Here is a 14,108-nt window from a genome sequence, read left to right as displayed (position 1 = left end):
CATGGAACAACGGGACGCGGCAGGGTACGGCGGGTGCGCGACGGCGGCGATCGGAGCAGCCGTCGCCGTGTACGTCTGGGCCTCGTCACGGCGTACCGGCCTGAACATGGGCATGGGATTCGAAGGGCACAGCAGGGACCTCTCCGTCCTGTGGACGGAACTGCCCCTCGTCCTGCTCGCCGGGGCCCTGATCCCCCCACTCGCCTGGCTGCTGCCGCTGCGTCTGCTGCGCGGGCGCGGAACCCTGCGGGCCCGCGTCCTCGTCGCGGCCGTGTGTACCGCGGGCTTCGTCGCGCTGTCCGCCTGGGCTCTGCACACTTGGGCGAACCCGCACCACCCGGACCACATCCGGCTCTCCGGCGCCCTCGCCTCAGATCTCGACCAGTAGCTCCCGCAGCCCTCGGATCACGTAGCCGGGCTTCCACTCCGGCTCCGCCGTCAGCCGCATACCGGGCGCCTCGCGCAGCAGCGCTCCGAAGGAGGCGGCGAGTTCGAGGCGGGCCAGCGGGGCGCCCAGGCAGTAGTGGATGCCCGCGCCGAAGGAGATGTGCGGGTTGTCCTGCCGGGACAGGTCCAGCGTCTCCGCGTCGGCGAAGCGCTCCGGGTCCCGGTTGGCGGACGCGAAGAGCAGCGCGACCTGTGAACCGCGCGGGATGACGGTGCCGTCGATCTCGATGTCGTCCAGGACCCACCGCGCGAACATGGGCACCGGGGTGTCGTAGCGCAGCAGTTCCTCCACCGCGGTCGGCAGCAGACCGTGGTCGCCGCGCAGGGCCGCCAGTTGCTCCGGGTGCCGGAAGAGCATCCACCAGCCGTTGACGGTGGCGTTGACGGTCGCCTCGTGTCCGGCGTTGAGCAGCAGTACGCAGGTGGAGACGATCTCCTGCTCGGTCAGCCGGTCCTCGTCGTCGTGCGCCGCGATGAGCCCGGAGATCAGATCGGGCCCCGGGTCGGCGCGCCGCGCGCCGATCAGTTCGCGCAGGTAGCCGGAGAACTCGACCGACGCCTGTACGGCGGCCCGCGCCGTCTCCTCCGGCGGGTTCAGCTCGAACATCCCGCAGATCGCCGCCGACCACGGCCGCAGCAGCCCCCGGTCGGCCTCCGGTACGCCCAGCATCTCGGCGATGACGGCCACCGGGAGCGGCTCGGCGACCGCGCTCAGCAGATCGCCGCCGCCCGCCTCGACGAAGTCGCCGACGAGCCCGGCGGCCAGCCGCTCCACGGTCGGGGCGAGCGCCTCGACCCGCCGGGGCGTGAACGCCTGGGCGACCAGCCGCCGGATCCGGGTGTGGTCGGGGGCCTCCAGATCGAGGATTCCGTGCCCGTTGAGCGTGTGGAACGGTTCGTGGGCGGCCGGCGGGGCGGTGGCACCGAACTCGTCGTGGCTGAAACGGTGCAGATAGGTCCGCCCCAGCCGCCGGTCGCGCAGCAGCCCGGACACATCGGAGTAGTGCGGCACCAGCCACTGCCGCGTCGGCTCGAAGTAGTGCGCCCGGCCGGTGGCGCGCAGGGCGGCGTAGGCGGGGTACGGGTCGGCGACGAACGCCGGGGACCAGGGGTCGAAGGACACGTGCATGAACCGACGCTACCCGGGCGTGACCAGCCTCGCCTCGTACGCGAACACGGCCGCCTGCGTCCGGTCCCGCAGCCCCAGCTTCACCAGGATGCGGCTGACGTGGGTCTTGATCGTCGACTCGGCGACCACCAGGTGGGAGGCGATCTCCAGGTTCGACAACCCCTGGGCGATCAGCACGAGCACCTCCGTCTCCCGTTCGGTGAGGTCGCCGATCCGGGCCATGGCGGGCGGCCGTGGCGCCTCGGCGATCTTCGAGAACTCGGTGATCAGCCGGCGGGTCACCGTCGGGGCGAGCAGCGCCTCGCCCGACGCCACCACCCGCACGCCCTCGGCGAGCTGCCGGGCCGAGGCGTCCTTCAGCAGGAAGCCCGAGGCGCCGGCCCGCAGGGCCTGGTACACGTACTCGTCGAGATCGAACGTGGTCAGGACGAGCACCTTGGCGTCCGCGTCGGCGGCGACGATCTCCCGGGTCGCCTCGATGCCGTTGAGCTCCGGCATCCGGATGTCCATCAGCACCACGTCGGGCCGCAGCGCGGCGACCTGGGACACGGCCTGCCGTCCGTCGACGGCCTCACCGACCACCTCGATGCCGGGCATCGCGTTGAGCAGCACGGAGAAACCCTCGCGGACCATCATCTGGTCGTCGACGATCAGCACCCGGATGGACGTGTCGTTCACGCTCCCTCACCGTCCTCCACGCCGTCGCGCACCATCGGCACGGGAAGGAACACGGAGACCTCGTACCCGCCGTCGTCGGTGGCCCCCGCGGTCATCTCCCCGTTCAGCATCGCGACCCGCTCCCGCATCCCCGTGATCCCGTGCCCGGCACCCGGTGACGGCTTGACCAGTCCACGTGCGGGACCGTTGACGACCCGCACCCCGAGCCCGCCGAGCACATAGCCGATCTCCACCTTGGCGGCGGCGCCCGGTGCGTGCCGGAGCGTGTTGCTCAGCGCTTCCTGGATGATCCTGTACGCCGAGAGTTCGACGCCCTGCGGGAGCTCCCGGACAGCGCCGGTGACGGTCTTCTCCGTCTCCAGGCCGGTCTCCCGGACGTTGTCCAGCAGCCGGTCGAGCGCGGCGAGGGTGGGCTGCGGGGCGTCCGGCGCCTCGTAGTCCTCCGCCCGTACGACACCGAGGACGCGACGCAGCTCGGTGAGCGCCGCCACGGCGTTCTCCCGGATGGTGACGAACGCCTGCTCCAGCTCCGGCGGCGGATTCTCCACCCGGTACGGGGCTGCCTCGGCCTGGATCGCCACGACGGACATGTGGTGGGCGACGACGTCGTGCAGCTCACGGGCGATGGTGGTGCGCTCCTCCAGCAGCGTGCGCCGGTCGCGTTCGACCGCGGTGACGGTGCGCTGCACGGTCACCTCCCGCTGGGCCTCGCGGCGGGTCTGCACGACCGTCACGACGAGCAGGGCGAACGCCGACGTGAAGGCCATGCCGCCACTGGTCGAGGAGGGGTTGTGGGGGCCCAGGACGACCATGAAGAAGCCGGGGAGCAGGGTGATCACCCACATCCAGGCCGCCGTACGCGGCCTGGTCCGCGCCGCGACGACGATGAGGACGCCCAGGTGGCACACGAAGGCGTGAGGCGCCCACGGCCAGTCCCCGCCGCCCAGGACGGCCATCACCGGGACCAGAGCGATCGACGCCCAGAAGGCGAGGACGGGGCGGAGCAGTGTCATCAGCAACGCGGCGGCCGGCAGGAACGCGGTGATGACTGTCGCGATCCCGAACAGGGAGTAGGTGTTCGCCGAGAAGACGCCTCCCAGCACGGCCATCAGCGCGACCGCGGCCACCACCGCGTGCGGGAACCAGACGGCCCGCGCCCGGATCGGCTTCGGGAGCTGCCGGATCACCGGCCCGTCCGTGGCCAGCGGCGCCAGTGGACGGTAGTCGAACACATCGTGGAAGAGGTCCTGCCGCAGGCCGTCTATCGCCCCTGCGGCCAGCCGGAACTCCGGGCTTCGGGTCTTGGTCTCGGTCACGTGTCCCAAAGTAGGCGTCGGCCCCTGCCCCGGTCGTCAGCAGTGATGTGGATCCTTCGCCGTCCGTCGTAAGTACTACCAGGCCAGCTGGGCGATCTCCTCGGCCACCACCGCGCAGGCGTCCGCCGACGGATCGATCAGCGGGAAGTGCCCGACCCCGTCCAGCAGCGTGAGCCCCACCATCTCCCCCGCTCTGGCGGCGGCGTCAACGAACGCCTCCGTGACGGCCTGCGGCACGGTGATGTCATCCACCCCCTGGACGACTGCCGTCGCGATCCCGGTCGGCAGCAGCAGGGCCGGATCGACGTGTGCGGCCCGCGCCTCGAAGGCGTCCTCGCCGCCCAGGAGTTGGTGCAGCGCGCCCGAGCAGACATCCAGCTCCACCGCGCTCGCGAAGTCCCCGATGGGCGCCAGAGCGACGACCCCGCGCAGCGGCGGCGCGGCGGGCAGCCGCCACGGCGAACCCTTCGGGAGCACATGCCGGGCGGCCGCCCACAGGGCGAGCTGCCCGCCCGCCGAGTGCCCGGTGACCACGGTCTTACGGAGATCCGCCCCCGGCAGCTCCCGGGCCGCCAGCTCCGGCAGGGCGTCCATCGCGGCGGCCACGTCGTCGAAGGTCTCGGGCCAGCGGCCCGCGACCGGACCGGCCGCGCCCTGCTGCGGGTCCTCGCCGCCGCGCCGGTACTCGACGCTGGCCACGGCGAAACCGCGGCGTGTGAGGAAGCCCGCGAACGGCGACATGTGCTGCCGGTCGTAAGGCGCCCGCCAGGCCCCGCCGTGCAGCAGGACCACGAGGGGGACCCCGGTCCGGCCGTCCCGCGGTGCGAAGAAGTCGATCACCTGGTCCGGGTGGCTCCCGTAGGACGCGGACCCGTCGGGGGCGACCACGGGATGTGCGAACGCCGACTCGGTCTCGGCGGCGTCGCGTTCACGCGCGGCAGAATCCGACATGCTGCTCCAACCGTCCTGGGCCCGTGCTCAACCGGACTGACCTGCGGGGACGGTACCAGTACGACGGATCGCCGCCGCACGGGCCCGGAGTGTGGGCCCGTGCGGCGGCTGACGCTCAGTCCGCCAGTACCTCGGCGAGGATCCGCGCCGCCCGTTCCGCGTCGGCGAAACCGACGTACAGCGGGGTGAACCCGAAGCGCAGGACGTCCGGGCGGCGCAGGTCGCCGACCACGCCGCGTTCGATGAGCGCCCGCATCACCGGTTCCGTCACCGCCGCGTCCTGGCACCGCAGCGAGACCTGACTGCCGCGCTCCGCGTGGGCGGACGGGGTGACGGACGCGACCCGGCCCTCGGGCACGTAGGCGGCGACGCACTCCAGGAAGAAGTCCGTCAGCTCCAGGGACTTGGCCCGCACGGCGTCCACCGACACGCCGTCCCACACGTCGAGCGCCGCCTCCAGGGCCAGCATGGACAGGATGTCCGGCGTGCCGACCCGGCCCCGCACGGAACCATCCGCAGGGCTGTACCCGGGGGTCATCGCGAACGGGTCGGTGTGCGAGGTCCACCCGGGCAGGGGCGAGTCGAAGGCCGCCTGATGCCGCTGCGCGACGTACAGGTAGGCCGGCGAACCAGGGCCGCCGTTGAGGTACTTGTACGTGCAGCCGACGGCCAGGTCCACGCCGTGCGCGTCGAGACCCACGGGCAGGGCGCCCGCACTGTGGCACAGGTCCCATACGGCGAGGGCGCCCGCCTCGTGGGCGGCGGCGGTGAGACCCGGCAGGTCGTGGAGCCTGCCCGAGCGGTAGTCGACGTGGTTCAGGAGGACGGCCGCCGTGCGGGGCCCGAGTGCGGCCGGCACGTCGGACGGGGCGACCGGGACGACGCGATGGCCCGTCATACGGGCCGCCGACCCGGCGATGTACCCGTCCGTCGGGAAGGTCGTGGCGTCGACGAGGATCTCGTCGCGCCCGTCGCCCGCGAGGCGGGTCGCCGCGACGACCGCCTTGAAGACGTTCACGCTGGTGGAGTCGCCGACGACGATCTGCCCGGCGGCCGCTCCGACCAGCGGGGCGATCCGGTCGCCGATCCGCTCGGGCGCGGTCCACCAGCCGCTCTCGTCCCAGGAGCGGATGCGCAGCGCGCCCCACTCACGCGTGATGACGTCCTGCATGCGCGCGGGGACGTGGCGGGGCAGCGCGCCCAGCGAGTTCCCGTCGAGGTAGACGGTGTCGTCGAGGGTGAACAGCTCGCGCAAGGCGGCCAGTTCGTCGGCGGTGTCGAGCGCCTCGGCGCGCTCCTTGAAGTCAGACATGGCTCCGTGCCGTCCACAGCTCGGGGAACACGCTCTTGGTGGCCCGCTTCTCCAGCCAGGCGACCCCGGCCGATCCGCCGGTTCCGGTCTTCGACCCCATCGCCCGCCGGGTGGCGGTCAGGTGGTCGTTGCGCCATCGCCACACCAGCTCACCGACATCGGTCAGCACCTCGCCGAGCCGTACGAGCTCCCCGTTCTGGTCCGGGTCGGCGTAGATCTCCGCCCAGACCGCCTCGACGGCGGCGGACGGCTCGTACTTCTGCGACAGGTCCCGCCCGAGCACCGACTGCGGCACGGCGTACCCACGCCGGGCGAGCAGGGCGAGCGCCTCGTCGTACAGGCCGGGCTCGTGGAGCGCCTTCTCCAGCTCGGCGTGGACGCGGGGCGCGCCCCGGTGCGGGACGAGCATGGAGGCGGACTTGTCGCCCAGCAGGAATTCCATCCGGCGGTACATCGCCGACTGGAAGCCGGATCCCTCGCCGAGGGAGCCACGGTAGGAGTTGAACTGGGCGGGGGTGAGGCCGGCCAGCGGCTTCCAGGAGGCGTTCAGCGCCTCCAGCTCCCTCAGCGAGCGCTTCAGGGCGTCGCGGGCGACCGGGACGCGGTCCTCGCGCAGCGCGTGCGCCGCCGTCTCCCACTCATGGACGATGACCGTGAACCACAGCTCCATGACCTGGGTGGTGACCAGGAAGACCATCTCGCCGGGATCGTCCGAGCGCAGGTGCTGGAGGTGGGTCAGGACGTCCGCCTGGACGTAGTCCTCGTACGGAGTCGTTCCCGCGAAGTCCAGGTGCGGGTCGTCCGCACCGGTGGCTTCGGGGTCGGGGTGGATCGTCGACATTTCTGTCTCCTCGACACGAGCTTCCGGGTAGCGGTCCGCCCCTTCCTCTGAGGTGGTGGAGCTCCGGTCCCCTGCTCGGCATCCTAACGGCCTCACCCGCGGCGTCGCGCGGCATGCGTCGGGCCCCGCGGACCGTGCGGTCCGTGGGGCCCGGGTGCAGCGGGGCGGCTCAGCCCAGGGTGTCGGCCGCCGTCTGCGAGGAGTCACGCAAGAAGACCGAGCAGCGCTCGTACTCGTCCTGCTCCCCGATCGCCTGTGCGGCGCGCGCGAGGGCGTGCAGGGCCCGCAGGAAGCCGCGGTTCGGCTCGTGCTCGAACGGGACGGGGCCGTGGCCCTTCCAGCCCGCTCGGCGCAGCGCGTCGAGACCGCGGTGGTAGCCGGTGCGCGCGTACGCGTACGACTCGACGACCCGGCCGCCCTCGTACGCCTCGTCGGCGAGCTGGGCCCAGGCCAGCGACGACTTGGGGTACTTGGCCGCGACGTCGGCGGGCGCCGCGCCTCCTGCGAGCAGCTCGCGCGGCTCCGGGTCGTCGGGCAGATGGGTCGGGGGAGGGCCCCCGAGCAGGTTCTCGTGGATGGACATGGCTCAAGTGTGCCTGGGTCCGGGTTCCGGCTCCAAGGGCGGGGCGGTGACGCCGCAGTGCGTCGCGCACTGCGGGTGCGGCTCGCGTCCGGGCCCCGGGGCTCTCCGCAGGGCCCACCAGGAGATCGCCGAGCCCGTCACCAGCAGCCCGGCGCACATGGGCATGGCCCGCCGGAACGTCGAGGCGAACTCGCCCGCGTCACGGTAGGCCTCCGGGCCCATCCCGGCCAGCAGCGGAAGCGCGGCCACGGCGAGCAGCCCGGCGGCCCGCGCCGCCGCGTTGTTGATGCCGCTGGCGAGCCCGGCCCGGCCGGTGTCGACGGCGGCCAGGACGCTCGCCGTGAGGGGCGCCACGAGTGTGACCATGCCGAGGCCCAGCACCAGGACGGCGGGCAGCACGTCCGCCGGGTAGGAGGCGCCGGGGCCGACCCGCAGCATCAGGAGCATTCCGGCGGCCGCCAGCAGTGGACCGACGGTGAGCGGGACCCGTGGCCCGAGGCGCCGTCCGAGCTCACCCGCGGACGCGGAGAGGAGCAGCATCAGCACCGTCGTGGGCAGGAGCGCGGTACCCGCCCCCAGTGCCGAGTAACCGGCGACCACCTGGAGCTGGATCGCGGACAGGAAGAAGAACCCGCCGAGGGCCGCGTACACACAGAAGGTGACGAGGTTGACGACGGTGAACTGCCGGGAGGCGAAGATCGACGGGGGCACCATGGGGTCGGCCCGGCGTCGCTCCACCCGTACGAAGGCCGCCCCCAGCACGACGCCGGCGACCGCCGCCCCGATGACCACGGCGGACGCGCCCTGCTCCGGCACCTCGATCAGCGCGTACGTGACCAGGGCGAGCGCGAGCGCGCCCGTCGCGGCACCGAGCACGTCGAAGCGTCCGTGGGCGTCCGGGTCCCGCGACTCCGGGACGTGGCGCAGGGCCACGGGCACGCAGACGGCGGCGAGCGGCAGATTGAGCAGGAAGACCCACCGCCAGCCCGGCCCGTCCACCAGCCACCCCCCGAGGAACGGCCCGACGGCCGCCCCCACCCCGCCGAGCCCGGACCAGAGCCCCACGGCACGGGCCCGGTCGTCGGGGTGGAAGCCCGCCTGGATGATCGCCAGCGAACCGGGGGTGAGCAGTGCGCCGCCGACCCCCTGCAGGGCCCGCGCGACGACCAGAACCTCCGCGCTCGGCGCGATCCCGCACAGCAGCGAGGCCACGGCGAACCAGACGACGCCGACGACGAACACCCGCCGCCGCCCGAACCGGTCCCCGAGCGCACCACCGAGCAGGATGAGGCCCGCAAGGGTGAGCATGTAGGCGTTGACGGTCCACTGCAGGGCGGCCAGATCGGCGCCGAGGTCCTGGCCGATGCGGGGCAGGGCCACATTGATGACCGTGGAGTCGAGCAGAGCCATGCTCGACCCGAGCACGGTGGTCAGGACGACCCACCGGCCCACGGGCGAGGCAACCCGGATCCCGTCGCCGTCCGCGCCGTCCGCGCCGTCCGTGTCAGTCATACGAGCAGCATCACCGCTGCCCGCCCACTCGGCCATTCACACAACCCCTACCTTCCAGCCCCTCCGGCGCTCGAGGAGCGGGGTCCGGGGCAGAGCCCCGGTTCCGGGAAGGGACGGGCAGGGGACGAGCCCCGCGCAGCGGACACGCGACAGGCCCGGCCCCCGAAGGGCCGAAGGGAGACCGGGCCCGCCCGTCACGTACCGCGGCGCCTACTTCAGCTTGGTCCCCGAAGACCGCAGGTTGGCACAGGCCTCCGTGACCCGCTTTGCCATGCCGCCCTCGGCGGACTTGCCCCAGCTGCGCGGGTCGTAGACCTTCTTGTTGCCGACCTCGCCGTCAACCTTCAGCACGCCGTCGTAGTTGCGGAACACGTGGTCCACGATCGGACGGGTGAAGGCGTACTGGGTGTCGGTGTCGAGGTTCATCTTCACCACACCGTTCTCCAGCGCGGTGGCGATCTCCTCGGCCGTCGAGCCCGACCCGCCGTGGAAGACGAAGTCGAACGGCTGGCTGCCGGCCGGCTTGCCGTACGTGTCCGCGACGCCCTGCTGGAGGTCCTTGAGGAGCTCCGGACGCAGGACGACGTTGCCCGGCTTGTACACGCCGTGGACGTTGCCGAAGGAGGCGGCCAGCAGGTAGCGGCCCTTCTCGCCCAGGCCGAGCGCCTCAGCCGTACGCAGCGCGTCGTCGACGGTCGTGTACAGCTCGTCGTTGATCTCGTGCGTGACGCCGTCCTCCTCGCCACCGGTCGGGGTGATCTCGACCTCGAGGATGATCTTGGCGGCGGCTGCCTTGGCCAGCAGCTCCTGGCCGATGGCCAGGTTGTCGGCGAGGGTCTCGGCCGAGCCGTCCCACATGTGGGACTGGAACAGCGGGTTCAGACCCTTGGCGACGCGCTCCGCGGAGACGTCGAGCAGCGGACGTACATAGCCGTCCAGCTTGTCCTTGGGGCAGTGGTCGGTGTGCAGCGCGACCGTGATGTCGTACTTGGCGGCGACGATGTGCGCGAACTCGGCCAGGGCCACGGCGCCCGTCACCATGTCCTTGTTGTACTGGCCGCCCAGGAATTCGGCGCCACCGGTGGAGATCTGGACGATGCCGTCGCTCTCCGCCTCCGCGAAGCCGCGCAGTGCAGCGTGCAGGGTCTGGGTCGACGTCACATTGATGGCCGGGTAGGCGAACTTGCCTGCCTTCGCCCGGTCGAGCATCTCGGCGTAGACCTCGGGGGTTGCGATGGGCATCTGTCCGCTCCTTGGGATGTGCGGGTGTGCAGTGCTTGGTCCCTGACCTGGGGGCGACGTCATCGTCGCCCTCATCTTCCCAGACTCTGGCTTCGGCTCCACGCTGCCCGTCGAGTTGTGCTCCCTGTTTCACGTGAAACAGGGAGCACCCCGAGGAAGCCCCAGGTCAGGCCAGGTCGAGGTCCGCCACCGAGTAGACGTGGACGTACGGGAGACCGGCCTCGGCGATCGCCGGAGCGGCGCCACGCTCGACGATCACGGCGACGGCCACGACCTCGCCGCCGGCCTCGCGCACCGCTTCGACCGCGGTCAGCGGCGAGCCACCGGTCGTCGAGGTGTCCTCGACGACGAGGCAGCGACGGCCCTTGACGTCCGTGCCCTCGATGCGGCGCTGCATCCCGTGGGCCTTCTGCGCCTTGCGGACGACGAACGCGTCCAGGCTCTTCCCGCGCGCCGCCGAGGCGTGCAGCATCGAGGTGGCCACGGGGTCGGCGCCCAGCGTCAGGCCGCCGACACAGTCGTAGTCCAGCTCGGCGGTGGCATCGAGCATCACCCGGCCGACCAGAGGCGCGGCCTTGCCGTCCAGCGTGATCCGGCGCAGGTCGATGTACCAGTCGGCTTCCAGACCCGAGGAGAGGGTCACCTTGCCGTGTACCACGGCCTTGTCCTTGATCTGCTGGAGCAGCTCAGCGCGTACGTCAGTCATGTCAACGAGGGTAAGGGCTGCCGGGGAGGGTCAGAGCCGTACCCAGTTCCAGGTGGTCGTGATCTCCAGGGGCTCGATCGGAGTGACCAGCCGGGGGGCCGTGTTCAGGCCGTTCGGCGGCCCGGACTGCGGCTCGACGCAGACCGCCTCCGCCTGCTCGTCGTAGATCACCACCCATTCGTCACGGCTCTTGACCGTCAGCTCCAGCTGCTCCGGCCAGGTGAGCTGTACGTCGACGCCGGCGGGCATCCCGAAGCAGTCGTCCCAGGGGCCGGGCCGGGGGTCGATCCGGCGTCCGGTCGGCAGGTGGTTGTCACCGCGCTCCTCCTGCCAGGCCGCGTCGAAAGCGATGTGGACGTCCTGGCCGCCGAGGTTCCGGAGGAACCAGGGGTGCCACCCGGCCTGAGCGGGGAACGAGTCCCCGTACGTCTCGATGCCGAGGCTCAGGGTCAGCGAGTCCTCGGTCAGCTCGAATGACTGCGTCACCCGGCCCTCGTACGGCCATGGGTCGGCCAGGTCGTAGAAGAAGGCCGCCTCGGCCTCCTCATGCCGGGCAAGCTTCCAGGCGGTGTCACGGCCGGTGCCGTGAATGGCGTGCGGCGGGGAGTTCAGCGGCAACCGGTGTGGCTCCCCGCCGTTGCGGAACAGGCCGTTCTCGGTGCGGCCGCACCACGGCACCATGGGGAAGCAGCCGTACCGCTCGCCCTGGCGCAGCATTTCGGTGCCCCCGATCCACAGGCTGCTGATCCGGCAGCCATGAACGGGGTCAACGGTCAATTCGACGTCGCCGGCGGTCAGCCGGGCGTTCTCCACAACTCTGCTCACCCCCCGACACTACTGGCGTGGGGCGGCTTCTCACGGCCTCCTGCGCCGCAGAGCCCTGCCCACCACCACGGCCGAGACGATCGCCAAAGCTGCTGCCGGGGCGGCCCAGCGCAGCGTGATGCCCACGGCGCCTGCCTCGGGCGACGGCACGGGGGCGTACCGGCCGCGCGGCGGGGCGTGGTCGACCTCCTCCGTGCTACGGCCGATCATGGTGCGGCGGGCGTGCGCGGCCTCGGCGGGCGGCTCGTCCGGCACGGTGAATTCCAGCTCCGCGGACGGGTCGGGCGACGGCGGCACCGGCGCGTCGAACACCGGCTCCTTATCGGCGGACGGCGGCTCGGCAGACGCGTCGGGAGCCGTAGACGGCGGCTCGGCAGACGCGTCAGGAGCCGGAGGAGACGGTGGCGCCTCGGACACGGTCTGCTCCGGCGCACCGTCCCGCGCCGCGAGGGACTCCGTCACCAGTTGCTGCGTGAAGCGGTCCAGCAACCGCTGCGCCGCCGCGAGTGCCACGGCCGCGTCCAGGTCCACGATGCGGCCGTCACCGCTCGCCGTGCCGGTGAAACCGATCGTCGTCCCACCGTCCGTCTCCGTGAGGCCGACGGTCAGTTCCAGCTTCGCCGAGCCCGTGCCCCGAGCCTCTGTTCCCTCCCCGGTCACGGAGAAGGAGTCACCCCCGCCGGAGGGCCGCAGCGTCAGCGCACCGCGGTACGTGATCGTGTGGCCGTCGGCCCGGAATCTCAGCCGGCCCGCCAACGGGCCCGCCGACGCGTCGGCATCCTGCTGAAGACCTGGCACACAGCGCGCGACACGTGCGGGATCACCCAGCGTCCGACGCAGGGACGAGACCGGAACCGGAACGAACACCTCATGCTCCATACCACCCGAGCCTACTCAGCCCCGGCCGTCCCGTCAGCGCTTCCACGCCCCGGCCGCCGTACGGACCGCACCGCCCCACCGTGCTCAGGGTTCCTCCCGGTACCGCGGGTGGACGAGTGTCGACGGGAGCACCCCGTGCTGCCGCATCCGCTCCGCCGCGCGTCGGCCGGCCAGCAACTCCCGCTCCTCCAGCGTCCGCAGGGCCGGCGCTCCCGGGTCCATGCCGAACCCGCCCGTGTTCTGCCGGGCGGCCAGCACGAATCCCCAGTCCCGTGGCGCGTCCGCCCCCTCCGTGGCCCGGTCCGGGCCCGCAGCGAAGCCGGTGAGACGCCCGTCGACGCTGTACGGCAGGGGCTCCAGCCCGCCCGCCCGTACCGACGCCTCCACCGTCCAGAACGTCGTCGGCCTGCTGCTCGGCGCCCCCGCGTGCACCACCAGCCGCCCGCCCGGGTCCAACGCACCCGCGACCAGTCCGTAGAACTCGGCGGCGTACAGCTTCGTGCTCTCCGTGATCCCCGGGTCCGGAAGGTCCGAGATCACCACGTCGTATCGGTCGTGCGTGACCCGCAGCCAGGTGAAGGCGTCCCCGGTGACCGTTGTCAGCCGGGGGTCGTCGAACGCGTGCCCGTTCAACCCGGCGAGCGCCGGATCCGTGCGGGCCAGTCGGGTGACGGCCGGATCGAGTTCCACCACCACGACGGATCCGACACCCGGGTAGCGCAGCACTTCGCGGGCGGCCAGGCCGTCGCCCCCGCCCAGGATGAGCACCCGCTGGTGGGCCCCGTTCATCGCGGGGTGCACGAGCGCCTCGTGGTACCGGCGCTCGTCCCGGGAGCTGACCCGGAGCCGGCCGTCCAGATAGAGGTCGAGCGCGCCGCGCCTGGAACCGGTGAGGACGATCTCCTGCACCTCGGTCTGCCGGGCGACCCGCACCTCGTCGCCGTACACCGCGCGCCGCGCCGCGCGCTCGAAGTCGTCGACCAGGGCGGACGCAGTGGCCAACAGGACGATCACCGTGACGTCGACGACGATCAGCAGCCGGCGTGACCGCCGGCTCAGGTCGCGCCGGAACACCCACAGCACCAGCGCACCACCCGCCGCCGCGTTGACCGCGCCGGTGAAGAGCGCCCCGGTCAGCTGGCCCATCATCGGCAGCAGCAGGAACGGGAAGGCGAGCCCTCCGACGAGCGCGCCCACGTAGTCGGCGGCGAAGAGATCCGCGACGGCCCCGCCCGCGTCCTGCCGGTCGACCCGCTGGATCAGCGTCATCAGCAACGGGATCTCCGCGCCGATCAGGATCCCGATCGCGAGCGAGAAACCGACCAGCGCGTACCGCGACTCCCCGAGCCAGGCGAAGGACGCGTAGAGGACGAGGGCCGAGGTGCCGCCTACGAGCGCGAGCACGGCCTCGAGCAGCCCGAATCCCACAGCGGCGCGGCTGCGTAAACGTTTCGCGAGGAGGGACCCGATGCCCATCGCGAAGACCATCACGGACAGCACCACGGAGGCCTGGGTGACCGAGTCACCGATCAGGTACGAGGCCAGAGCGACCAGTTCCAGCTCGTAGACCAGACCGCAGGCGGCGCAGACGAAGACCACGGCCAGCACGAGGAACCGGCCGGTCCTCGGCCGTACGGGAAGCGCTGCCGCTTCCTCTCGCAGTGGTACCCGCTGGTCGATCATGAAA

Annotated in this window: 14 protein-coding genes; 1 reads left to right on the top strand and 13 read right to left on the bottom strand. The window is 72.1% G+C overall.

Annotated elements, in window-relative coordinates:
- Position 1: 1 nt before the first annotated feature.
- Entirely contained in the window at positions 2–388 is a 387-nt protein-coding gene (locus ACFYSH_RS26465; RefSeq protein ID WP_359476884.1) for a hypothetical protein, read from the top strand.
- Here ACFYSH_RS26465 and ACFYSH_RS26460 read toward each other — a convergent pair.
- The 13 genes from ACFYSH_RS26460 to ACFYSH_RS26400 all read right to left on the bottom strand — a co-directional run bounded on the left by ACFYSH_RS26460 (position 371) and on the right by ACFYSH_RS26400 (position 14,104).
- Entirely contained in the window at positions 371–1,576 is a 1,206-nt protein-coding gene (locus tag ACFYSH_RS26460; RefSeq protein WP_359476887.1) for a cytochrome P450, read from the bottom strand. The two genes, ACFYSH_RS26465 and ACFYSH_RS26460, sit on opposite strands and share 18 nt — an antisense overlap.
- 9 nt (positions 1,577–1,585) lie before the next feature.
- A complete protein-coding gene (locus tag ACFYSH_RS26455) occupies positions 1,586–2,254 on the bottom strand; it encodes a response regulator transcription factor (RefSeq protein WP_359476890.1) in 669 nt (222 codons plus the stop codon).
- A complete protein-coding gene (locus tag ACFYSH_RS26450; protein ID WP_359476893.1) occupies positions 2,251–3,570 on the bottom strand; it encodes a histidine kinase in 1,320 nt (439 codons plus the stop codon). Before ACFYSH_RS26450 ends, ACFYSH_RS26455 begins: the two co-directional genes overlap by 4 nt.
- 75 nt (positions 3,571–3,645) lie before the next feature.
- Positions 3,646–4,521, bottom strand: a complete 876-nt coding sequence (locus ACFYSH_RS26445) for an alpha/beta hydrolase (RefSeq protein ID WP_359476896.1) — start codon at positions 4,519–4,521, stop codon at positions 3,646–3,648.
- Positions 4,522–4,636: 115 nt separating this feature from the next.
- Positions 4,637–5,833, bottom strand: a complete 1,197-nt coding sequence (kynU, locus tag ACFYSH_RS26440; protein WP_359476899.1) for a kynureninase — start codon at positions 5,831–5,833, stop codon at positions 4,637–4,639.
- Positions 5,826–6,674: a tryptophan 2,3-dioxygenase family protein gene (locus tag ACFYSH_RS26435; RefSeq protein WP_359476902.1), complete on the bottom strand. Its 849-nt coding sequence runs from the start codon at positions 6,672–6,674 to the stop codon at positions 5,826–5,828. Before ACFYSH_RS26435 ends, kynU begins: the two co-directional genes overlap by 8 nt.
- A gap of 169 nt (positions 6,675–6,843) precedes the next feature.
- On the bottom strand, positions 6,844–7,257 hold the full coding sequence (locus tag ACFYSH_RS26430) for a DUF3151 domain-containing protein (protein ID WP_359476905.1): 414 nt from the start codon (positions 7,255–7,257) through the stop codon (positions 6,844–6,846).
- A gap of 3 nt (positions 7,258–7,260) precedes the next feature.
- Complete coding sequence (locus tag ACFYSH_RS26425; RefSeq protein ID WP_359476908.1) at positions 7,261–8,769, bottom strand: DHA2 family efflux MFS transporter permease subunit; 1,509 nt, start codon at positions 8,767–8,769, stop codon at positions 7,261–7,263.
- Positions 8,770–8,979: 210 nt separating this feature from the next.
- Positions 8,980–10,011 carry a class II fructose-bisphosphate aldolase gene (fbaA, locus tag ACFYSH_RS26420; RefSeq protein ID WP_359476910.1) on the bottom strand — a complete coding sequence of 344 codons (1,032 nt, stop codon included), beginning with the start codon at positions 10,009–10,011 and terminating at the stop codon, positions 8,980–8,982.
- Between the two features lie 166 nt (positions 10,012–10,177).
- Positions 10,178–10,717, bottom strand: coding sequence for an orotate phosphoribosyltransferase (pyrE, locus tag ACFYSH_RS26415; protein ID WP_359476913.1), 540 nt, complete (start codon positions 10,715–10,717; stop codon positions 10,178–10,180).
- A 30-nt stretch (positions 10,718–10,747) separates the two neighbouring features.
- On the bottom strand, positions 10,748–11,542 hold the full coding sequence (locus ACFYSH_RS26410; RefSeq protein WP_359476915.1) for an aldose 1-epimerase: 795 nt from the start codon (positions 11,540–11,542) through the stop codon (positions 10,748–10,750).
- Positions 11,543–11,572: 30 nt separating this feature from the next.
- A complete protein-coding gene (locus ACFYSH_RS26405) occupies positions 11,573–12,421 on the bottom strand; it encodes an SRPBCC domain-containing protein (protein ID WP_359476918.1) in 849 nt (282 codons plus the stop codon).
- An 84-nt stretch (positions 12,422–12,505) separates the two neighbouring features.
- Complete coding sequence (locus ACFYSH_RS26400; protein WP_359476921.1) at positions 12,506–14,104, bottom strand: polyamine aminopropyltransferase; 1,599 nt, start codon at positions 14,102–14,104, stop codon at positions 12,506–12,508.
- Positions 14,105–14,108 lie beyond the last annotated feature (4 nt).

Origin of the sequence: Streptomyces sp. NPDC005791 (assembly GCF_042871485.1) — a bacterium.
Taxonomy (GTDB): Bacteria; Actinomycetota; Actinomycetes; order Streptomycetales; family Streptomycetaceae; genus Streptomyces.
The sequence above is the reverse complement of the archived record's forward strand: the minus strand, read 5'-3'. Positions and strand labels throughout refer to the sequence as shown.

Coding starts and splice junctions, on each gene's coding strand:
- ACFYSH_RS26465 (WP_359476884.1), top strand. CDS start 2: ATGGAACAACGGGACGCGGCAGGGTACGGCGGGTGCGCGACGGCGGCG.
- ACFYSH_RS26460 (WP_359476887.1), bottom strand. CDS start 1,576: ATGCACGTGTCCTTCGACCCCTGGTCCCCGGCGTTCGTCGCCGACCCG.
- ACFYSH_RS26445 (WP_359476896.1), bottom strand. CDS start 4,521: ATGTCGGATTCTGCCGCGCGTGAACGCGACGCCGCCGAGACCGAGTCG.
- kynU (WP_359476899.1), bottom strand. CDS start 5,833: ATGTCTGACTTCAAGGAGCGCGCCGAGGCGCTCGACACCGCCGACGAA.
- ACFYSH_RS26435 (WP_359476902.1), bottom strand. CDS start 6,674: ATGTCGACGATCCACCCCGACCCCGAAGCCACCGGTGCGGACGACCCG.
- ACFYSH_RS26430 (WP_359476905.1), bottom strand. CDS start 7,257: ATGTCCATCCACGAGAACCTGCTCGGGGGCCCTCCCCCGACCCATCTG.
- ACFYSH_RS26425 (WP_359476908.1), bottom strand. CDS start 8,769: ATGACTGACACGGACGGCGCGGACGGCGCGGACGGCGACGGGATCCGG.
- fbaA (WP_359476910.1), bottom strand. CDS start 10,011: ATGCCCATCGCAACCCCCGAGGTCTACGCCGAGATGCTCGACCGGGCG.
- pyrE (WP_359476913.1), bottom strand. CDS start 10,717: ATGACTGACGTACGCGCTGAGCTGCTCCAGCAGATCAAGGACAAGGCC.
- ACFYSH_RS26405 (WP_359476918.1), bottom strand. CDS start 12,421: ATGGAGCATGAGGTGTTCGTTCCGGTTCCGGTCTCGTCCCTGCGTCGG.
- ACFYSH_RS26400 (WP_359476921.1), bottom strand. CDS start 14,104: ATGATCGACCAGCGGGTACCACTGCGAGAGGAAGCGGCAGCGCTTCCC.